The sequence below is a fragment of the Sphingomonas sp. GW821-FHT10C01 genome (assembly GCF_059415525.1).
Genome location: NZ_JBWKNK010000001.1, coordinates 1492653 through 1514020 on the forward strand (window position 1 = coordinate 1492653; position 21368 = coordinate 1514020).

Here is a 21368-nt window from a genome sequence, read left to right on the forward strand (position 1 = left end):
TGGCGCCGAATAGTGTCGGGTGCGTAACGTCCGGGTAAAATTCGCCCGGTAGAGGGGTGCGATGGAAATAGCGTCCAAGGGTCAGTTACGCCTCGCATTCCTGCGCTGGGCGATCGTCACGGTTCCGTTCATCCTGTTGCTGGGCTTCGCGTCGGGACGGCTGTTCCCGAGCGGCGACGCGAACCTCTGGTATCAGGCACTGGTCAAACCCGCCGACATTCCGCCGGGCTGGGTGTTCCCGGTCGCGTGGATGAGCATCTATGTCCTGCTGGGGCTGGCACTGGCGATGATCGTCAATGCGCGCGGATCGCGCTTGCGGCGCCCGGCGCTGATCCTGTTCGCGGTGCAGATGGTGGCGAACCTCGCATGGTCGCCGCTGTTCTTCGGTTATCATCAGGTGTCGGCGGCATTGCTGCTGATCATCCTGATCTTTGCGCTGGCGCTGGCGACGACGTTCGTCTTCGGGCGGATCCGCAAGGGCGCGGCGTGGCTGATGGTGCCGTATCTAGCCTGGCTGTGCGTCGCGGGCATCCTCAACTACAAGATCGACCAGCTGAACCCGAACGCGGAAACACTTGTGCCCGCGTCGTCCGCACCCCAAATGGCTATTTGAAGTAAACCGAGATTTTGGGCCTGAACTGACATGCAGAGCGACAACCGTATTTTCGACGACTTCGTGAAGTTCGTGAACGGCGCGGCCGGCACCGTGGCGGGCATGGCCCGCGAAGGTGAATCGGCGGCCCGTGAGCGCTTCAAGGGCTTTGTCGGCGGCATGGACTTTGTCGCTCGTGACGAGTTCGAGGCGGTGAAGGCGATGGCCGCGGCCGCGCGCGACGAGAATGAGGCGCTCAAGGCGCGGATCGAGGCGCTCGAGGCTGCACTGGGCGGTGCTGCAGCGCCGAAGGCGGCCCCGAAGACCACGAAGCCGAAAAAGGGTGCGGCGGGCGCGTAATTCGCGCTTTTCCACACCTATTTAGGTAGCAGTAACCATAACCCGCTTGTGCGGCGCAGCGCCGCAAGGCACCCATGCGCACAGGCAAGGGCCGGGCGGAGGACGACCGGATGCTCGACGAGAGCGAATATGAGCGCGACGATGCCGCGCCGATCGACATGCTGGAAACCTATTACGCCGCCCATGGCTGGAGCCATGAGCGCGAGGACGACGAGATCGTCGCCCGCGTAAAGGGGAGCTGGACCGAATATGAGCTGCGCGCGATCTGGCGCGAGGATGACGGCGTGCTCCAGTTTCTGGGCTTTCCCGACGTGCGCGTGCCCGACGAGCGGCGTGGCGACATCTATGAGACGATCGGGCTGGTCAACGAACAGCTGTGGATCGGACATTTCGAGCTGTGGTCGTCTAGCGGCATCCTGCTGTTCCGCCATGCCGCGATGATCCCCGGCGAGAGCGACGGCGCGTCGATGACGCTCGCCCAGACCGAATTGCTGGTCGAGAGCGCGATCGACGAGTGCGAGCGCTTCTACCCCGTGTTCCAGTTCGTGCTGTGGGGCGGGAAGAGCCCCAAGGACGCACTGGCGGCGGCGCTGATCGAGACGCAGGGCGAGGCGTAGACGCCGTTAGCAAGATTGTCGCTGCCACGAGGGACTAAACCATGCTCCTTCAACTCGCTCTTGCAACCTCACTTGCTTCCTGCCCGATCGAGAACGCACGTTACGACCTGCGCGGTTCGACCGGGGTCTCCGCTCGTTTTTACCCAGTACCGCGTTCGTCCGATTGGACCACCGGATTGGCCCTTCGTGTCCGGATCGAGGAATCGGGAAGGTCGTACTGGTTTCTGCCGTGGCAAGGTGGAACCGACGGGAGGACCAATCTTGCCTGGGTTCGAGAACGCCGGTCGCCGATTCAGTATCAGACTGGCCGCCGGGATATGGAGTTCTTCACGACGGACCCGGCGTATAATCTGGATCCCGAAGTGCCAAAGGCCCGCACGCTCGCCCCCGCTCATATGCTGCTTCCGGACCTGAGCAATTGGGCGTGGCATTCGACGACGGCCAGTAATCGGGACAGTCTGGCACGTGCGTTCTTCGATCTGGCCGCGTGCAGGGCTCCCGAGCCGGGCGAGCCGACCCCGCAGATAGAATTTCCGGCGGTTCCTTGATCCGGCTCTGTTGGCTGCATGGGCGCTGGGCGGTGACCTTGTGCTGAGGACGCTCATGTCGCAGTGAGACGCGCGGTGGATCCCGGCACAGGGCCGGAATGATGGTTGGGGATGAGATGTGACGGCTCCAGAAACGCTTTGGCTGATCGGTTGCGGCAATATGGCGGGGGCCATGTTGCGGCGATGGATCGCGGCCGGCACGGTGCGGGGCGGCGACGTATTCGTTCTCAATCGGCGCGAGCAGAAATTGCCCGAAGGCGTGCGGCAGGGGCGGGCGCTGCCGGAGGGCGCGCTGCCGGATGCTGTCATGCTAGGCGTGAAACCGCAGCAGATCGATGAGGTTGCTGGGCAGGTGGCCGGGCGGCTTGCGGGGACGCCGCTGCTGATTTCGATCCTTGCCGGGGCGGATGAAGCGGCTGTGGCGGCACGGTTCGATGCACGGGCGGTGGTGCGGGCGATGCCCAATCTCCCAGTCGAGATCGGCAAGGGCGTGGTGATCCTGCAATCCGGCAGCGCCGATGCGGATGCGCGCGCGAGGGTCGAGGCGCTGATGGCGCCGCTCGGGCTGGCCGAATGGGCGCAGGCTTCGCAATTCAGCGTGATGGGCTGCCTCAGCGGATGCGGGCCGGCCTATGCCTATCGCTTCATCGACGCACTCGCGGCGGCCGGCGCACAGCTTGGCCTTCCCGCCGATCAGGCATTGCGGCTGGCGCTGGCGACCGTGGAGGGCGGCGCACTGCTGGCGGCCGCGTCCAGCGACACGCCGGGTGCGCTGGCCGACAAGGTCGCCAGTCCGGGCGGATCGACCCGCGCCGGGCTGAACGTGCTCGACGCGGACGAGGCGATCCGGCGGCTGATGGCGGAGACGCTGGCCGCGTCGGTGCGCCGCGATGCCGAAATGGCCGCGGCGGCGCGGGCGGGCTAACGCCCGAGCGCGGAGACGCGCTTGCGCTCGGTCTCGGGGATCAAACCTTCCAGCACCGCCCAGAAGCCGCCGACGGCGCCCTGACCGGCGCTGGAATAGGCGGCGGCGAGCTTGTCGCGCAGCGCTTCGAAGAGCTGGGCCTCGAGCGCGGTGCCCTCGGGCGTCAGGCGCAGCAAGCGTTGGCGACGATCCTCGCGGCCGGGGCGGGTCTCGATCAGGCCACGATCGGTCAGGTCGGCGAGGACGCGGCCGAGCGATTGCTTGGTGATTGCCAGTAGCGCGATCAGTTCCCCAACGGTCAGGTCCGGCTGGCGCGCGATGAAATAGAGTGCGCGGTGATGCGCGCGGCCAAGCCCCTGCGCCGCCAGCCCCTCATCGATCGAGCGCGTCAGATGGCTGTAGCCGAAATAGAGCAGCTCGACGCCACGCCGGATTTCGGCTTCGCGCAGGAATAGCGGAGAAGCAGTTGGGACAGCCATGTTGACCTGTTTTGCCATCGGGCTTACGCGTGCGCAACCGGCATCTTGGATGCCATTGGCGTGATGGTGCTGACGCCATGAACAGGAGAGAGAGACGTGAGCAGCGCATTGTTCGAGTACGAAGCCAATCCCAACCCGGTCGCCGCAAACGAGCGTGCGGCGCTGCTTGAGAACCCCGGTTTCGGCAAGCTGTTCACCGATCATATGGCGATGGTACGCTGGTCCGATACCAAGGGCTGGCACGATGCCAAGATTACCGCGCGCGGGCCGCTGAGCCTCGATCCCGCCACTGCGGTGCTCCATTATGCGCAGGAAATTTTCGAGGGCCTCAAGGCCTATCGCACCGGCGACGACGGTACCGCGCTGTTCCGTCCACTCGAAAATGCGCGCCGTTTCCGCGAATCGGCGCAGCGCATGGCGATGCCTGAGCTGCCCGACGACCTGTTCGTGGGATCGATCGAAGCGCTGGTGAAGGCCGACCGCGAGTGGATCCCGCAGATCGAGGGCGGGTCGCTCTACCTGCGCCCCTTCATGTTCGCGAGTGAGGTGTTCCTGGGCGTGAAGCCGGCGTCGGAATATCTCTATCTGGTCATCGCATCTCCGGCGGGCGCCTATTTCAAGGGCGGCGCGCCGGCGGTGACCATCTGGGTTTCCGATCATTATACGCGCGCGGCCCCCGGCGGCACCGGCGCGGCCAAGTGCGGCGGCAACTATGCATCGAGCCTGGTCGCGCAGGCCGAGGCGATCCGCAAGGGATGCGATCAGGTGGTGTTCCTGGACGCGGTCGAGCGCCGCTGGGTCGAGGAACTAGGCGGCATGAACCTGTTCTTCGTGTTCGACGATGGCAGCATCGTCACCCCGCCGCTGGGCGGCACGATCCTGCCCGGCATCACCCGCGAATCGATCCTGACGCTGGCACGCGAGCAGGGGATCACGGTGCGCGAGGAGCCCTATGCGATCGATCAGTGGAAGGCGGATGCGGAAAGCGGCAAACTGGTCGAGACCTTTGCCTGCGGCACCGCGGCGGTCGTGACTCCGGTTGGCAAGGTGAAGGGCCGCGAGGGCGAGTTCACCATCGGAAGCGGTGGTCCGGGCCAGGTGACCGAGGCCCTGAAGACGAAACTCACCGCGATCCAGCGCGATCAGGCCCCGGACACCCATAATTGGGTGCACCGCTTCGGTTGACCCCCTTTTCAAGTCGGAAGGCGCGCTTTAAGGGCGTGCCTTCCGCGAATGTTGGGGCGTAGCCAAGCGGTAAGGCAGCGGTTTTTGGTACCGCCATGCGCTGGTTCGAATCCAGCCGCCCCAGCCATTCGAATCCCTAGGGATTCGGCTCTAACGCGTTGAAGACCGTATCGAATATCGGAGCGACAGGGACAAGCCAGTTGGACTGGGCTCGCCCCCGTCCGCTTGCGCCAGACGCCTATTGTGTCCCGATTTTTGACGCGTCGGGGCGGGAGCCGGCTGGAGTCTGTCACGGCAAGCAGAAAAGCGGCGCTCTCCTCCGCTGATCGAGGCGATGCGGGTGTAATGGCCGACGATGTACGGTGGGTTATCCGCGAGCGCTGCTTGCGCGACCGGTTCTTCGATAGCCGGCTCTTTGCTGATCCAGCCTGAGATATTCTCCTCGATCTCTACGCTGCCCACCTCGAGGCCCGCGAGGTTAGCGACGCTCGCATCCAGATCCGGTGTCGGAAGATCAGAACTTGAGGCTGATCGTGGCACGGGCACCATGTTCGCGTGCTGCAGACCCCCGCACGCCGGTATAACCGACGCGCAAGCTCAGCGAGTCGCTGATATCGGCGGTCAGGTCGAGGTTCGTGACGACCGAGAGGTTGTCCATCTCGGCCGAACGCACTGCAAAGGCCTGGCTCGGCGCCGCTGCCAGCGCCAGGACCGGCTCGGCGGTGCGGTCGCCCATGGCGTGGCGCAGGCCAACATTGCCGCCGAGGCGCACGCCGCCACCCAGCGCACCTTCGCCGCGCAGGCCGAACTCGGCAACGCCGAACACACTCTTCTGATCCCGTGCCACTAGCGCCGCAGGGCCTCCGGCTTCCTTGAAGACATCGAACTCGACCCGGGTGATACTGCCGGCGAGATAGGGCGCGATGAAGCCCTGGCTGCCGGCATCGATCCGATAGGCGATCTCGCCAAAGGCCTGGATCATCTTGCCCTTGGTCTTGCCGCGCAGGCTGTCGGCGATGCCTGCGACATTCACCTGGCGCTTTGCATCGAGATCGAGCCAGGAATAGCTTGCGCCTGCATTGATGCGCCAACCCTTCAGGTCGAGGCCGAAATAGACGCCGGCCCCGCTGCGATCGATCTCGGCCCGGCTGGCGCGGCCATTCACCGGTACGGTTATGCGGGCATGATGTCCCATCAGGCCAGCGCGCCACGAGCTTTCCTCGGTCGCGGCACCCGTATCGACGCCCATCACGAAGCCGGTGCGGTCCACATCATAACCAGCAGCATTGCCGTCGCCATTGGCGCTGCCCCAGCTGCCGAACATCTGGCCCCAGCCGCCCGCGCCGGAAAGTCCGGCATCGGCGGCTGCACCCAGCCTGCCAAGCGCGGCTTCACGCACCGGCCGCTCATCCTCCAGCACCGCGCGGGTGGCGGAGGCATAGACTTCACCTGAAAGCTGATCGAGCGCTGCGGGGATTGCAGCGGGCGCCAGATTGTAGAGCCCTGCGATCGGTGTGGGATCATATCCTGCGACGACCGCCGCATCGATTCGGCTGATCGTGCTGGTCTGATTGTAGCTGAGCGGCAGGTTGCCCAGCACGTCCGTCAGCCGGTTGGGCGCGAGCATCAGCTGCACTTCGCTCGCGGTGTAGATGATCTTCGGCCGGAAGATGATGCCGAAGCTGTTGAGGCCGGTAACATTGAAGGTGCCGGTCACTCCGGAATCGGCGCGGAGCAGCACATAGACGCTGTTGAAGGCGTAGGTGCCGCCCAGGTTGAGCAGTGCCAGCGTGCCGCTCAGCTGTGCCGTACCGGTGGCGAGGATCTTGTCGCTGCCGCTTGGCTGAACTTCGGCGGCGAACAGCGAACCCGCCTGGAATAGGACGTTGCCACTAACATTGAGCGTGCCGACGCTGTTGCCCGGCGCCACTGCGGCGCCGCTCTGCGCGATGATGCCGCCGACCGTGCCGGTGCCGCCCAGCGTCGCGCCATTGCCGATGGTAACGATCGAACGCGAGAGCAGGCCGTTGACCGCCAGCGTGCCGCTCAGAACCCGGGTGGCGCCGGTAAAGCCCGAACTGTCACCCGTCAGCGACACGACGCCGATCCCACTCTTCTCGAACAAGCCTGCACCAATCAGGCGACCAGCATAGCTGCCATTGGCGGCCTGCGCGAACTCAAGCGTCGCGTCGATGCGGATATCGCCCTTGAGCGAAGTCGTGTCGCCGCGCAGCCGCCCGGCCGACACCAGCGTGCCGCCGGTATAGCTGTTGACGCCGGTGAGCGTGGTCGTGCCGGTACCCGCCTGCACGAAGCCACCGGTGCCGGAGATGGCGTTCGCCAGCGTCACCACGTCGCCGCGGTTGAGCACGAGCAGACCATTGTTGACGACCGCGCCTGCGATCGACCCGTTGGTGCCGCCATTGCCGATCTGGAGCGTGCCGGCGGAAATGGTGGTGCCGCCGGTTTGGTTCGCCGCACCGGTGAGCGTGAGAGTGCCCGTGCCGGTCTTGGTCAGGCTCCCGCTACCGGAGATCGTACCGGCGAACGACGAATTGCCGTTGCCTGCACCGATCGCGAGGGCACCGCTACCAAGCGTGATCGCGCCGGCCCCGGTCAGCGTACCGACCGACGCGCTGAAGCCTGTGAGATTGAAGCTGCCCGTCGCCGCCTGTTGCAGTGCTACGGTCGTCGTCGTGCCGTTCAGCGTGATGCTGGCGTTGTTGACGATGCCGGTGCCGATCGTGCCGGAGAGCGTGGCGTTGCCGTTGTTGAGCAGGCCGCCGCTGATTGTGCCCGAGCTGGCCAGCGTGCCGTCATTCCGCACCATGCCGGTTACGGTACCCGCATTGGTGAAGCTCGCCTGGTTGAGCACATTGCCGGCCAGGCTACCGCTCGTGCCCAGCGCCAGCGTGCCGGTGCTTACCGTGGTGAGACCGATATAGGTGTTGGCGCCCGTCAGCGTGAAGGTGCCGGCCCCGGTCTTGATCAGCGCGCCGCTGCCCGAGATCCCCCCTCCGAAGCTGGTCGAGCCGTTGTTGCCGCCCAGCGTCAGCGTCGCCCCACCGTTGCTGATCGTGCCAGCGCCGGCCAGGCTGCCGAAGCTGGTGTCGAAGCCGTTCAGTGCGATACTGCCGCCCGCTGCCTGAGTCACTGCGCCGATGCCGGTGGTGGTGCCGGCGAGGGCGATCGTGCCGCTGCTCGACACCGCGCCAGTCAGTGTACCCGAGAGCGTAACCGTGCCGTTATTGGCTAACCCGCCCGAGAGCGTGCCGGTGCTGTTGAGCGTGGCGTTGTTGGTCACCAACCCGGCAACCGTGCCGACATTGTTGAAGGTCGCGTTGTTCAGCACCGCGCCGGCTATCGTGCCGGTGCCGCTCAGCTGGAGCGTACCCGCGCTCACCGTGGTAATACCGGTGTAGCTGTTGGTGCCGGTCAGGGTGAAGCTGCCCGTACCCGTCTTGGTCAGTCCCCCGCTGCCCGAAACGATGCCGCTGAAACTGGTGCTGCTGTTGTCGCCGCCCAGCGTCAGCGTGGCGCTGCCCAGGTTGACCGTGCCGGCGCCGGCTAGGCTGCCGAAGCTGGTGCTGAACCCATTCAGCGCGATGCTGCCGCCCGCTACCTGCGTTACCGCGCCGATGCCGGTGGTGGTACCGGTCAGCGAGATTCCGCCGCTGTTCGCGATCGCGCCGGTCACCGTGCCGGCGAGCGACGCCGTGCCGCTGTTGTACAGACCGCCTGCCAATGTGCCGGTGCTCGTCAGTGTGCCGGTGTTGGTCACCAGACCCGTGATGGTTCCGGCATTGTTGAACGTCGCATCGTTCCGGACTGCACCCGCGAGCGAACCGCTGGTGGTGAGGACCAGCGTGCCGCCGGAAACCGTGGTGACGCCGGCATAGCTGTTCGCGCCGCCAAACGTTAGCGTGCCGCTGCCGGTCTTGGTCAGCCCGCCCATGCCCGAGATCACTGCGTCGATCCGGCTATCCACGCCGTTGCTGACGTCGATCACCGAGAAGCCGCCGGTGGTCGCCAGCCCGTCCGCCGCCGTCGCGCCCGCGATCACATAGCCGCCGGTCTGGAAGCGCAGCTCCTGGAAGGCCTGAACGCCCCCCACGGTCACATTGCCGCCAGCCGCACCGCCGAACACCGCGACCTGACCGCGCCAGCTGTCGTTGACCGCATAGCCGGTCGGCGCGGTCCAGTTGGTGCCCGCGCTGTTCCAGGTGCCGGCGCCGCCGTCGGCCCCCGCCACACCGCCGGTTAGGTCGGTGCCATCCCAATATTGGATCGCCTGGGGACTGCTGGAGAACAGAATGTTCACCTGACCGCCGATATTGGTGAGCAGGTTGGACGTGTAACCAGCCGGCATCGCGCCAAAGAGCAGGCCGTTGTCGGTCAGCGTACCGCCATAGTTGAACAGCCGGTAATAGCCCTCGCCAAAGCCGGGCAGGGCGGTGACGTTGAGCGTGCCGTCGAGCGTGAGGTTGCCGCCAACATTGACGAGATCGTTGTTGGCGCCGCCAGGCGTACCGGCCTCGCCCAGTTCGAAATTCAGAAGGGTCCCGGCGCCGAGGTTGAGATTGCCGGCGATGTTGAGCGTACCCGGGCTGTTGCCGGGCGAGAGCGTGCCGCTCGTCACCGTGACGTCGCCATGGAACGTGCCGCTGCCGCCCAGCGAACCGCCGTTTAGCGTCAGGCTGGCGGTGTTGCCTACTACGTCACCAAAGACACCGTTGAGCGTCAATTGGCCGCTATTCACCGTCACGGTTCCGGTGAAGTTCTGTGTCGCATCGTTCGAAGCGGTCAGGGTGATGCCCACGCCGACTGCGGTGTTCACGCCGATCTGGCCATTGCCCGAAATCACGCCGCTATAGCTGTAATTGGTGGCGGTGGCGAAGGTGAGCGATGCGCTCGCATCGGTCAGCGCGACATTGCCCGTGCCCAGCGTCCCACCCGCTACGTTGACCGCTGCCCCGGCGCCGATCTGCGTGTCGCGATAGCTGTTGGCGCCATCCAGCGTGAATCTGGCCGTGCCCACGCCCGACACCGCGAAGCGGACGTCGCCGCCGCTGATCGATCCGGTCAGCGCGGTGTTCGACCCGGTCACGCCTTCCAGCGTCGCAGCGCCGGAGCCCACATGGACGCCATTCGCCAGCGTCACCGCGCCCGCCTGCATGTTGCGCAGTCCGGTACCATCGACCAGTTCGATATTGCCGGTACCCAGCGCCTGACCATTGTCGAAGCCGACCATGCCGCCAAGGACCTGGGTGCCGCCATTATAGCCGTTGGCACCGCTGAGAACGAGCAGGCCGGTGCCGTTCTTGGTCAGACTGCCGCTGCCGTTGATCGTGTTGCCGAAGCTCCGGTCGATCGATCCGCCGAAGTCGAGCGTGCCGTTGTTCGCGACCAGCCCGCCGCCGATCGCGCCGCCGTCTCCCAAGGACAGCGTACCCTGGTTGATGAAGGTCGCGCCGCCATAGGTGCTGACGCCGGTCAGCGTCATCGTGCCGTCGCCGGTCTTGGTGATACCGCCCGTCCCGGTGATCGTGCCGGCGAAGCCCGTGTTCGTGTCGTCGCTGCCGATGGTGAGCCGGCCATTGCGCAAATCGACGGCACCTTCACCGCTCAGCGACCCGAAGCTGGCATTCCTGAGCGCGAGATCGAACAGCGCGCCGCTCGACTGGTCGAACCGCCCGGTGCCCGTCACATCGCTGGTCAGCGAAATGGTGCCGGACTGATTCTGGATCAGCCCGTTCACCACATTGCCCAGCATTGCGGCGCCGTTGTTGGTCAGTCCACCGCTCAGGGTCCCCATCGAAACCAATGCGGCGTTGTTGATCACTTCCCCGGCGATCGAACCGGTGCTGGCCAGTTGCAGCGTGCCGCCGTTGATCAGCGTCGCGCCATTATAGCTGTTGGTGCCGGTCAGCGTGAACACGCCGGCGCCGGTCTTGGTCAGCCCCCCATTGCCAGCAATCGCGCCGTCGAAACTGGTGCTGGCGCCGCTCGCACCCAACGTGAGCGTGTATATGTCGAGATTGACGCCACCCGCGCCGCTCAGCGAACCCAGCGCAAGATCGGCGACGAGGTTGAGCTGGCCGCCCGCGACCTGGCTGAAGCCGGTGATCCCGGTGACGCCACTGGCATTGAAAGTGCCGCTGTTCTGGACCGTGCCATTGGCCTGGCCGCCAAGCGTGGCGGTACCGCCGCTCAAATTGACCAGCGCCAGTGCGCCATTGAAAATGCCAGAGCCGCTCAGCGTCCCGCCGTTGGTGGTGAGGCCGGTGACGGTGCCGCTATTGATGAATGTGGCGCCGTTCGCGACCGTCACGTCGCTGGTCAGCGCGCCACCAACGTCGAGGTTGAGGGTACCCGCATTGACCGCAGTGGCGCCGGTATAGTCGTTCAGCCCGCCCAGAATCTGCTCGCCCGCGCCGGTCTTGATCAGGCCGCCGCTGCCCGAGATCGTGCCGCCGAAGGACGAGAAGGGCCGGCTGCTGTCCACCGTCAGCGTAGCCACGCCGAGCTGGATCGCACCGCTGCCGTTGAGCGCGCCGACCGTCGTGTCGAAACCGGCGAGGTCGAGCAGCGCACCTTGCACGCCCTGGTAGTTGGTGATGCCGGTCACCGTGCCGGTGAGCGTCACGCTCGCGCCGACCTGGAAGTTGCCGACCTCGCCATTGACCTGTTTCTCGATCAGCGCCGCGGCGAAATTGCTGATCGAGCCGTTGATGATGCCCGTGCTGATGAAGCTGGCGAAGGTCTGGACGTTGCCGTTGATGACGCCCGTGCTGTAGTTGGTCGCGACGCCGCCGAGCGACTGTAGCCCGCCCATCGTCCCGTAATTGTCGAAGGTGCTGAAATTCTGGGTGTTGCCGTTGATCACGCCGGTGGCGTTGTTGGTCACCGTGCCGAAGGTCTGGAAATTGGAGAAGCCCTCGATCGTGCCGCTGTTCTCGATCGTCGAGAAGTTCTGGATCAGGTCGGCGTTGAGCCTGCCGGTGCCAGCGATCTGCAGCGTGCCAGCGTTGATCTGAGCGAAGGAATTCAGGACGCCGCCGCCGTTACCCAAGGCGATGGTGCCGTTCAGCGCCAGCGTGCCGCTGCCGTTCTTGGTGAAGACGGACGCGCCGCCATCGGCCCCCGTCACCGCGCCGCTGAAGATCGTCGAGGTGTTGTTGTAGCCCGTGTCGAGCCGGCCGTTGTTGAGGGTAACCGCACCTGCGCCCCCGAGCGATCCGACATGCGTCTGGAATCCGTTAAGGTCGAAGGTGGCGCCCGCCTGGACAGTGAGTGCGGTCGGGTCAGTGAGCGCGTTGTTGATTCCTAGCCGCAGCGTGCCGGCGGCGACGTCGGTCGCGCCGCTATAGCTGTTGACCGCGGAGAGGATCAGCGTGCCGGCGCCGGTCTTGTCGAGGCCTGCGCCACCCTGGATGATCACGCCGATGTCGGCGGTGACGCCGCTCGAGACATCGATGATCGAGAAGCCGCCAGTGGTGTTCAGCCGGGCGCTTCCGTTCGCCGGGCGCAGCACATAGCCATTGGTCTCGAAGCGCAGCTCCTCGAAGTTCTGGGTGCCGTCGACGGTGACGGTGCCGCCGGCCGAGCCGGCGAACACGCCAATCTGGCTCTGCCAGGCATCGTTGATCGCGAAGCCCGTCGGGCCGGTCCAGTTGGTGTTCGTGCCGTTCCAGGTGCCTGCGCCCCCGGCGAGGCCGGCGGTCGTGCCCATGTCAGCGCCATCCCAATACTGGATGGCCTGGGAGCCGCCGAGGCGCAGGTTCACCTGACCGCCGATATTGGTGAGGATCTGAGTGCCGAGCCCGCCAGCAACTGTGCCGATGGTGAGGCCATTGTCGGTCAGCGTGCCGCCATAGTTGAACAGGCGGTAATAGCCCGGACCATAGCCGGCGCCCCAGGCGATGGTGTTGAGTGTGCCGTCGAGCGTCAGGTTGCCGCCGACATTGACCAGATCGTTGCTGGCCCCGCCCACCACGCCGGGCGCGCCCAGCTCGAAATTCAGGATGGTGCCGGCGCCGAGGGTCAGATTCCCGGCGATGTTGAGCGTGCCCGGGCTGTTGCCCGGAGACAGCGTGGTGTTGTCGAGCGCGACGCTGCCGTGGAAGGTACCGCTGCCGCCCAGCGCGCCGCCATTGAGCGTCATTCTGGCGGTGTTGCTCACCACGTCGCCGAAGCTGCCGTTGATCACCAGCCGGCCGCTGATCACGTCCACCGATCCGGTGAAATTGTCGGTCGTGGTGTTCGAGCCGGTCAGCGTCACCGAAGTGCCGGGATCCGATTCGACGCTGACGATCCCGCTGCCGATGATCCTGCCGGCTAAGCTGTAGTCGGTGGCGTTCTGGAAGACGAGCGCGGCAGGCGTCGTCGGGTCCGATGCAGCGGCGTCGAAGGTGACGTCGCCGGTACCCAGTTTGCCGTCATAGACGATCAGCGCGACATTGGGGCCGATCCGGGTCGCGCCATAGCTGTTCGCGCCATTGAGCCGGAAGATGCTCCCCGCGAACGGCGCGGAGAGGCTCGTGGTGAAATGCACATCGCCGCCGCTGATCGCGCCGTTCAGGTCGGTGTTGTTGCCGCCGCCGTCGAAGGTCGCCGCGCCGCCGATCGCGACCTGGATATCGTTGTCGATGTCGAGGCGGGCGCAGCCGCAGGCGGCGTTGAGCAGGGTCGTGCCGTTGGCCAGCTTGATCAGCCCGGTGCCGGCGGCAAAGTCGCTGCCCAGCCCAAGCATGCCCGCGGTGACATTGATCCCGCCGGCGCCCCGGCCTTCCTCGTTGACGTCTCCGAGCAGCAGCGTGCCCGTGCCGGTCTTGGTCAACTCGCCCTGAAGGTCGAGCGCGCCGATCATCTCGAAGGTGTAGCCGCCGCTATCGATCGTGCCGCCGCCCGACAGAATCGCGACGTCGCCGGCATAGCTGTCTTCGAAGGCCTTGAGCGTCGCGCCATTGTCGATCTCAACCAGCTGGCTCGCGCCGAGGCCGAATTCGCCGATCGCCAGCGTTCCGGCCTGGATCGAGAAGGCTCCGACATAGGGGCCGGAGGCGCCGTTGAGATTGTCGCCGCTCAGCGTCAGCGTGCCCGCACCGAGCTTGGTGATCCTGCCGTCGCCCGCGATACTGCCGGCGAAGTTGATGTCGTTCGAACGGTTGAAGGCCAGCGTGCCGCCGGCCATGAAGACCGGGCCGTTGCCCAGCGAACCGGTGGTGCCGCCATCGCCTACCTGAAGCGTGCCGGTCGGATCGAGGAGGACCGTGCCGCCGGTATAGCTGTTGTCGGCGGTGAGGATCAGCGTTCCGGTGCCGAACTGGCCCAGGAAGCCATCGCCGGCCACTGCGCTGGACAGCGTCACCACGTCCGAGCGGTTGAAGGCGAGCATGGCGAGGGCGTCGACGGTGATCGCGCCCGTGCCGATGCTGCCGGTGGTGCCGCCGTCTCCGACCATCAGCGTCGCGCCGGTGCCGACCCGCGTGTCGCCATAGCTGTTGGCGCCAGTGAGGTAGGTGGTGCCGCCGCCAAAGGTGTCGGCGAAGACCAGGTTGCCGCCGGTAATGTTGCCTGCGAGCACGGTTTCATAGCCGTCGCTATCGATCGTCGCGGTGCCGCCGAGCGCGATCTGGATCGCGTTGGTGAGCGTCAGCGCGGCACAGCCGCACGAGACGTTGAGCAGCGTGGTGTTGTCCGCCAGCTTGATCGTACCGGTGCCGGCGGCGCCGTCGTTCCCCAGCCCCAGCGTGCCCGCGGAAACCGTCGTGGCGCCCGTATAGCTGTTGTCGGTCGCGGTCAGGATCAGCGTGCCCGTACCGGTCTTTTCGAAACCGCGGCTCTGCAGATCCTGGCTGATTGTGCCGCTCTGGGTGGCGACGTCCGTGCCCAGCACTTCGAGCTGGGTCGTGTCCGACCGCAGCGCGATCGCGGTGCCATTGTCGACGCTATCGGCATAGCTGATCACCGATCCGATCGTGTAGATCGTGTTGTCCATGCCGCCCGCCGCGCCGCTTTCGCCAATCACCAGCCGGCCGGCGAGCGAGATCCCGCCGGTCAGCCCGTTGTTGCCGAGCAGTGTCAGCGCGCCGGTCGGGGCGATGGTCAGCATGACATCGGAATCGATCGAATTGCCGGTGCTGCCGAACGTCACTGCCTCGCCTGCGCCGACGTTCAGGCTGCCGGTCCCGGAAGCGGTGATCGTGCCGTTGCCGCCACTCAGATGAGCGAGGCGGAAGGCGAGATCGCCGACGTCCAGCGTGCCGCCATCGAGCAGGATGGTACCCGTTCCATGGGCGGTGGCGCTGCTCAGCTTCAGCGTGCCGGCGCTGATCGTCGTGCCGCCATCATAGCCGTTGTTGCCGGAAAGGGTCAGCACGCCGCCGCCCAGCTTGGTGAGGCTGCCGCTGCCGGAAATGGCGTTGGCGACGGCGATGTCGTCCGATCGGTTGAAGACCAGCGCGCTGTCATTGGTGACACTACCGCTGCCCAGCGTGCCGGTAGTGCCGCCATCGCCGACCCGCAATATGCCGGCACTGATGGTGGTGCCGGCGCCATAGCTGTTGCTGCCGGTGAGCGTCAGCATGCCGGTGCCCTGCTTGGTCAGGCGACCGGTGCTGCCGCTGATATTGTTGGCGATCGTGATGTCATCGCCCCGGTTGAAGATCAGGGTGCCATTATTGGCGACGTCGCCGGTGCCGAGCGTGCCGCTGGTGCCGCCATCGCCCACCTGAATGGTGCTGCCGGAGTTGATGGTGGTGATGCCGGTATAATCATTGTCGCCGGTCAGGATCACCACTCCGCCGTTCCGCTTCCTCACTTCTCCCGTGCCGCCGATCACGTTCGACACGGTCACCGTGTCCATCCGCCCGAAGGTGAGCAGGCCGTAGTTGGTGACATTGCCGGTTCCGAGCGTCCCCCTCGTCTGGTAGCCGGCCAGCAGCTCCGAATTGCTGTTGACCGTCGTGGTGCCGTAGCCGCTGATGCCGGTCAGCGCGACGAGGCCGGTGAAGATGAGGTCGCCGCCGCCGGTGATCGCACCGTTCAGCGCAGCGCCGCCAACGGTGTTGCCGTTGATTGTCGCGGTTTCGCCGGCGTCGATCCGGATCGCATTGTCGAAGAAGACGGTGGAGCCCGTCGTCGTGTTGCGGAGCGTGGTGCCGTCGCGGAGCCAGATCGTCCCGGTACCGGCGGCGGTGACATGGCCGAGCGCCAGGGTTCCCGCCTCGACGATCGTCCCGCCCGTATAGCTGCTGGCGCCGTTCAGCGTTAGCTGGCCCCCGCCGAGCTTGCGCAGCTGGCCGTCGCCGGTGATCTGGCTGGCGGCGACGATCGTGTCCGAGCGGTTGAAGACCAGCTCAGTGCCGGCGGCGAGGCTGGTCTGGCCGCTGCCCAGCGTGCCACTGGTACCGCCATTGCCGATCTGCAGGCTGCCGGCGGTGAGCGTGGTCGTGCCGGTATAGCTGCTGGCACCGGTGAGGATCAGCCTGCCCGTGCCGATCTTCTCGAAGCCGCGTCCCGGCTGATCTTCGCCGATCGCGCCGCTCTGGGTCGCGACATTGGCGGCCAGCACCTCGAGCTGCGTGGTGTTCGAGGCGATCTGGATCGCTGCGCCATTGTCGACGCCATTGGCATAGCTGATCACCGATCCGGTGGTAGTGATCGTGTTGCCCGATCCACCTGCCGCGCCGCTCGCGCCGATCCGAAGCGTGCCGGACACGGTGATGCCGCCGGTAAGGTCATTGTTGCCGAGTAGCGTCAGCGTGGCGCCGGCACCGACCACGATGCCGGCGCTGCTGGTGATCGTGCCCGTATCGCTACCGAAAATGCTCGACCCGCTGGTCTGGGTCAGCTTGCCGCCGGCGCTGCTGGTGATGCTGCCGGTGCCTGAGATACGGTTCAGCGCCAGATCATAGGCAAACAGGTTCAGCGTGCCGCCATTGAGAGCGATGTTGCCGCTGCCGAGTGCGTTGGCGCTGCCCTGGACGAGCGTGCCGCCGCGGATCTCGGTGCCGCCCGAATAGCTGTTGGCCCCGGTCAGCGTCAGCGTGCCGATGCTGCTCTTGATCAGCTTGCCGGTGCCGAGAATCTCGTTGGCCAGGCTCTGGTTGTTGCCCTGGACGAACTCCAGGCTGCCCCCGGCGAGCTCGATGCCGCCGACCAGGCCCCAGCCGCTGGCGAGCGCGATCTGGTTGGCGCCGCCCAGCCGCATCGCCAGCGCGCGTGTGACGCCATTGCCGGATACGCCTCCGCGGATCGTGGCGTGGAGGACGATGTTGACGTCGCTCGCGACGAGGCCGATGCCGCCGGCGCCATTGTCGCCATTGCCGAAGCCGGGGCCGACGAAAGCGCCTGCGTTGCCGCCATTGCCGCCGTTGACCGCGCCGCTGATCGAGACGGTGGTGCCGGTGCCGGTGAACAGCAGGCCGATGCCGCCATCGCCGCCGCTGCCGCCGTAGAAATAGCCGCCACCGCCGTTTCCGCCATTGCCTCCGGTGATGGCGTAGTTGAAGAAGATCGTCCCGGTGCCGGTCGTCACTGCGCCATAGCCGCCCGCGCCGCCGCCGCCGCCATCGCCGTCGGAGGAACCGCCGCCATGGCCGCCATGGCCGCCGGTCACCGCAACGCCTGGCGCGCTGGAGAGAACGGCGCCGTGGGCGCCGCCGCCGCCGCCACTTGCCCGGCTGCCAATGCCACCGCCCGTGCCGTTGTCGCCCGAAGCGCCCGCCGTCGCGCCGCCGGCGCCGCCCGGGGTTGCGTTCCATGCGGCGCCACCGGCCCCGCCGGTCGCGCCTGCGCCGCCGCCGCCCGCACCCTCATAGTTTTCGCCGGCCGTGCTGCCGGTGCCGCCCGCGCCGGTGCCGTTGCTGGTGCCGCCTGCCGGGGATCCCGGAGCGTTGCCTTGTCCACCCCGGCCACCATATGTCGTCTGCGCGGCTGCGGGCAGCGCGAGCAGGATTGTCGCGGCCAGGCCGCCGGCCAGCGCGGTTCGGGTCCGATAAGGGCCGCTCCGCCTCGCTTTGCGCTGATCAGCGCCCAGGATCGCGAGCGAATCGGTATTTCGGACCATGTCAATTTCCCCCTGCGGGGACCGACAACACACAACGAAACTGAGTCAATATGCCATATGGGGGTGGGGCCCGGTCTCAAATGGCTGGAATCCGTTGCCTTCAATCGATGTCATTGAATACGTTGGAATATGTTTCGTAATCGAAACAAGCGCCGGTTTACCTGTTCTCGAAATAAATTGGGGATCGTCGAGGCCGCCGCTCACTCGGCGGCCAGTTCAAGCCGTGGAGAGGGCGCTGTTCGATCTGACGATCGACAGCGAGCTACGCGGTTGCGACCTCGTCAGGATCAGGATCAGGATCAGGATCAGGATCAGGATCAGGATCGCCGATCTGCGATCCGGCGCCGAGATCAGAGTGAGTACGATCGTGATCTCGTCCCGCACAGGCAATGCGGCAGTCTTGACGTAAGCTGCCAGACAATAATGTGCCCTCATAGCCATCAGACGGTTTGAGGGTGAGACGCCCTAGAACCTGCCATCCATGCGCGGAGTTGGGCCGGCCTCACGAGTAGCCGGCCCCGTTTCGTTGTTGGCGTTCCTCTAGAGGGGGAGGCTCAGAATGCCACGCGGGCACTCAGCACGAACTGGCGGCCGCTGTGTGTCAGCACGTTGAGCCGGTTGGTCTCGTCCACGAACTGGTCATTGAGCTCGTCGGTCAGGTTGATGCCTTCGAGGCTCAGCTTGATCTTGTCGGTGACGTTGTAGGATATCTGCGCGTCTACATTGGTCGTCGCGTTGGTGCCGTTGTAGGCATTACCCTCGGTTCCCGGCACCGCGGTCAGATATTTCGAACGATAGGCGATCGATCCGCGGATCGAGAATTTCTCGGTCTCGTAATAGAGCGTCGCGTTGGCGGCATGTTTCGACAGACCGAGCAGGGTCGCGGTGACGCTGGCGGTGCCGGTCGCGGACAGGCGGTACTCGATGTCGGAATTGACATAGGTGTAGTTCGCCAGCACGCCGAAATTCTTGAGGAAGCCCGGCAGGAAGGTGAAGGGCTGCTGCACGTTCACCTCGAACCCGCGCAGCATGCCGCCCTTCGAATTGACCGGTTGGCTGACGATGAAGATGTCCGACGGCGTGGCGGTGGTGCCGGTGAGCAGCGAATCGGGCAGGCCGAGGCTGGAGTAGGGGACGCCGGTACTGAGCGTCTGGACGAAGCTGCCGATATCCTTCTGGAACGCTGATACGGCGTAGATCGCGCCGCGTGTCGGATACCATTCGATCGAGGCGTCGAGATTGGTCGATTCGGTCGGGGTCAGGTCGGGATTGCCCGAACTGAAGGTGCGGTTGCCGCCCGAGACGTTGAGGTTGCCGCCCGGCGAGAGCGATCCGATGCCGGCGCGCGCGATCGTCTTGGCAGCGGCGAGGCGGATCAGCAGCGTGTCGGTGACGTCGAAGACGAGGTTGGCCGACGGCAGCCAGCGATTGTAGCTACGATCGGCGGTAACGAAATTCACCGTGCCGCCCTGGCTGGCATAGCCCGTGGAGAGCTGGTCGGTTTTGACGTAGCGCACGCCAAAGTCACCGCGCAGCGGGAAACCAGCGTCGGCGAGGTTGAACTCGGCCATGCCCCACACGCCGAGATCATCCTCGCGCACCGTGACGAACGATCCGCGCGCGGTGGCGTTCTCGATCCCGCCGGTGGCGTAGGTCGGGTTGGTTGGCGCATTGAGATAGGCGAGGAAGGCGTCGAGGTTCGGCACCACCCAGCCGGTCGGCGTGCCCGACGGTATGTCGAGGCCGCGGCCGAATCCGGTGAACTGGGTGACCAGCGGCGCGATCTGCGCGGGCGTCAATGTGGTCACCACCGTCTCGCCCGAAAGGCGGCGGCGCTCGCTCGAATCATAGTCGAAACGCCGCCAGTCGGCGCCGGCCTTGAGCTTCAGAACGGAGCCGGCCGTCCATTCGAGGAAACCCTTGGCATTGGTGAAGCTGTTGTCGACGCTCTGCGGGCGAATGCGTACTTCCGACGTGCCGTTGGTGAAGGCGAAGGTCGCCGGGTTGCTGATGTCGACGCCCGGCTTGATCGTCGGGAAGCGCGTCGAGAAATCGTAGAAGAAGCCGTTGGTGTTGGCCGCGTCGAGCGTCACCGTGGTCTGTATCGGGTTGCGGAATTCGGAGCGCGAATAGCCGATGATCGCGCCGAATTTGAGGTTCTCGCCCAGCTTCTGGTCGAGCGTGCCGGTGAGCTGGTAGAAATCGGTCTTGAGTTCGTCGTAGCGGGCCTGAACACGCAGATCGACCGCGTCGAACGTACCGCTGATGATGTTGTTGTTGGCGTCGACCGTTCCCGAACGGATGATCGTCTGCGGCTTGCCCGTGCCCGAGCGACTGAAGCCGATCGCCTGGAACTGGGCTTCCTTGCGCGTGCCGTCGAGGCGCGAATAGAGGCCGTCGATCGAGATCAAGGTCGCATCGCTCGGACGGTATTGCAGCGCGATCGCGGCGCCGAGACGCTTCTGTTCGATATCGTAGCTGACCAGCCCCGGAATGCGCGGGTGATAGAGTGCGGTTTCGGGGTTGGTGTCGTTGATCTGCGCGATGGTCTTGCTGGCGATGGTCGAGGCAGCGTTGAAGCCGCCGTTGAACCCGCCATAGGTCCAGCGCGTGATGTTCGCGCCTTCCTCGACCAGGCGGCGTTCCTCGTACGCGATCGAGACGAGCGCGCCGAACTTGCCGTCGGGGCTGGTAGTGGTGAGCAGGGCAGAGACGCGCGGCGTCGCCTTCCGCGCGAGGTCGTTATAGCTCACCCCGGCGGAGAACACCGCGGTCGGTTTGCGATAGTCGAACGGGCGCGCGACCTGGAGATCGACGGTGCCGCCGAGCGACCCTTCCTCGACATCGGCGGTCGCGGTTTTGCGGACGGTCAGGCTGTTGAACAGGTCCGACGAGAAGATGTTGAAATCGAAACCGCGGCCGCGATTGACGCCGCCCGAATTGTCGGTGCCGCCGGTGGTGCCGATCGCCTCCATGCCGTTGATGCGGACGCGGCTATAATCTGGGCCGAGGCCGCGGATGGAGATGTTGCGGCCCTCGCCGTTGACGCGGCTGATTGCGACGCCAGGAATGCGCTGAAGCGACTCCGCGAGGTTGAGATCGGGGAATTCGGCGATGTCCTCCGCCTTGATCGCGTCGACTGCAGCGGTCTCGCGCTTCTTGAGGCTGAGCGCGCTGCTGAGGCTTTCGCGGAAGCCGGTGACGATCACTTCCTGACCGGCTTCGGCGGGCGCTGTAGTTTCCTCGGGAGCCTGATCCTGTGCAGCCTGGGCGTACGCGGCGGAAAGGGCGGTGACCGCAGCCGACAGCGCGAACACGGATTTCAGGACATGGGCACGGGACATTTCAGACTCCCCTCGGTAGCTGTGTACGGCTTCGTGGACGAGCCGATTGCGATGTTCTGCTAGGCGCGACCGGGGTGGCGAGGCCAACGCCAATCGAACATGAATCGATGCGTGACACGCACAGATCGCAGTGCGACGCTGGGAATGCTCCTGCCGATCCAGCCAGTTTCTGGATCGATCGTTCCGCTCTTTGCCTTGGACGGGTTCCCATGCCCCCGTTACCGATACCGTCATAACAGCCGTGCG

The 21368-nt window shown here is 65.7% G+C and carries 10 protein-coding genes and 1 tRNA gene; 7 read left to right on the forward strand and 4 right to left on the reverse strand.

Annotated elements, in window-relative coordinates; translation table 11 throughout:
• Positions 1-61 precede the first annotated feature (61 nt).
• From AC07M1_RS07360 to AC07M1_RS07380, 5 genes are all read left to right on the forward strand, one after another.
• The gene (locus AC07M1_RS07360) at positions 62-613 is read left to right on the forward strand and encodes a TspO/MBR family protein (protein ID WP_495161898.1); all 552 of its coding nucleotides are present in this window, start codon (positions 62-64) and stop codon (positions 611-613) included.
• A 30-nt stretch (positions 614-643) separates the two neighbouring features.
• Positions 644-952 carry an accessory factor UbiK family protein gene (locus AC07M1_RS07365; RefSeq protein ID WP_495161899.1) on the forward strand — a complete coding sequence of 103 codons (309 nt, stop codon included), beginning with the start codon at positions 644-646 and terminating at the stop codon, positions 950-952.
• 110 nt (positions 953-1062) lie between these two features.
• Positions 1063-1569: a type III secretion system chaperone family protein gene (locus AC07M1_RS07370; protein ID WP_495162828.1), complete on the forward strand. Its 507-nt coding sequence runs from the start codon at positions 1063-1065 to the stop codon at positions 1567-1569.
• A gap of 41 nt (positions 1570-1610) precedes the next feature.
• Positions 1611-2117, forward strand: coding sequence for a hypothetical protein (locus AC07M1_RS07375; RefSeq protein ID WP_495161900.1), 507 nt, complete (start codon positions 1611-1613; stop codon positions 2115-2117).
• Positions 2118-2235: 118 nt separating this feature from the next.
• Positions 2236-3042 carry a pyrroline-5-carboxylate reductase family protein gene (locus AC07M1_RS07380; protein ID WP_495161901.1) on the forward strand — a complete coding sequence of 269 codons (807 nt, stop codon included), beginning with the start codon at positions 2236-2238 and terminating at the stop codon, positions 3040-3042.
• Here AC07M1_RS07380 and AC07M1_RS07385 read toward each other — a convergent pair.
• Positions 3039-3521, reverse strand: a complete 483-nt coding sequence (locus AC07M1_RS07385; protein WP_495161902.1) for a MarR family winged helix-turn-helix transcriptional regulator — start codon at positions 3519-3521, stop codon at positions 3039-3041. The two genes, AC07M1_RS07380 and AC07M1_RS07385, sit on opposite strands and share 4 nt — an antisense overlap.
• Before the next feature lie 96 nt (positions 3522-3617).
• Here AC07M1_RS07385 and AC07M1_RS07390 point away from each other — a divergent pair, with 96 nt between their 5' ends.
• Positions 3618-4706, forward strand: coding sequence for a branched-chain amino acid aminotransferase (locus AC07M1_RS07390; protein ID WP_495161903.1), 1089 nt, complete (start codon positions 3618-3620; stop codon positions 4704-4706).
• A 52-nt stretch (positions 4707-4758) separates the two neighbouring features.
• Positions 4759-4833: transfer RNA gene (locus tag AC07M1_RS07395), tRNA-Gln, on the forward strand.
• A 387-nt stretch (positions 4834-5220) separates the two neighbouring features.
• Here the strand turns inward: AC07M1_RS07395 and AC07M1_RS07400 are convergent.
• The 3 genes from AC07M1_RS07400 to AC07M1_RS07410 form a co-directional block, all read right to left on the reverse strand.
• The gene (locus AC07M1_RS07400; RefSeq protein WP_495161904.1) at positions 5221-17778 is read right to left on the reverse strand and encodes an autotransporter-associated beta strand repeat-containing protein; all 12558 of its coding nucleotides are present in this window, start codon (positions 17776-17778) and stop codon (positions 5221-5223) included.
• 216 nt (positions 17779-17994) lie between these two features.
• Positions 17995-18219 carry a hypothetical protein gene (locus tag AC07M1_RS07405; RefSeq protein ID WP_495161905.1) on the reverse strand — a complete coding sequence of 75 codons (225 nt, stop codon included), beginning with the start codon at positions 18217-18219 and terminating at the stop codon, positions 17995-17997.
• A gap of 113 nt (positions 18220-18332) precedes the next feature.
• A complete protein-coding gene (locus AC07M1_RS07410) occupies positions 18333-21122 on the reverse strand; it encodes a TonB-dependent receptor (RefSeq protein WP_495161906.1) in 2790 nt (929 codons plus the stop codon).
• Positions 21123-21368 lie beyond the last annotated feature (246 nt).

Bases quoted from the DNA above. Each gene is read 5' to 3' on its own strand.
- AC07M1_RS07360 (WP_495161898.1), top strand. From the start codon at position 62: ATGGAAATAGCGTCCAAGGGTCAGTTACGCCTCGCATTCCTGCGCTGG.
- AC07M1_RS07365 (WP_495161899.1), top strand. From the start codon at position 644: ATGCAGAGCGACAACCGTATTTTCGACGACTTCGTGAAGTTCGTGAAC.
- AC07M1_RS07370 (WP_495162828.1), top strand. From the start codon at position 1,063: ATGCTCGACGAGAGCGAATATGAGCGCGACGATGCCGCGCCGATCGAC.
- AC07M1_RS07375 (WP_495161900.1), top strand. From the start codon at position 1,611: ATGCTCCTTCAACTCGCTCTTGCAACCTCACTTGCTTCCTGCCCGATC.
- AC07M1_RS07385 (WP_495161902.1), bottom strand. From the start codon at position 3,521: ATGGCTGTCCCAACTGCTTCTCCGCTATTCCTGCGCGAAGCCGAAATC.
- AC07M1_RS07400 (WP_495161904.1), bottom strand. From the start codon at position 17,778: ATGGTCCGAAATACCGATTCGCTCGCGATCCTGGGCGCTGATCAGCGC.
- AC07M1_RS07405 (WP_495161905.1), bottom strand. From the start codon at position 18,219: ATGGCTATGAGGGCACATTATTGTCTGGCAGCTTACGTCAAGACTGCC.
- AC07M1_RS07410 (WP_495161906.1), bottom strand. From the start codon at position 21,122: ATGTCCCGTGCCCATGTCCTGAAATCCGTGTTCGCGCTGTCGGCTGCG.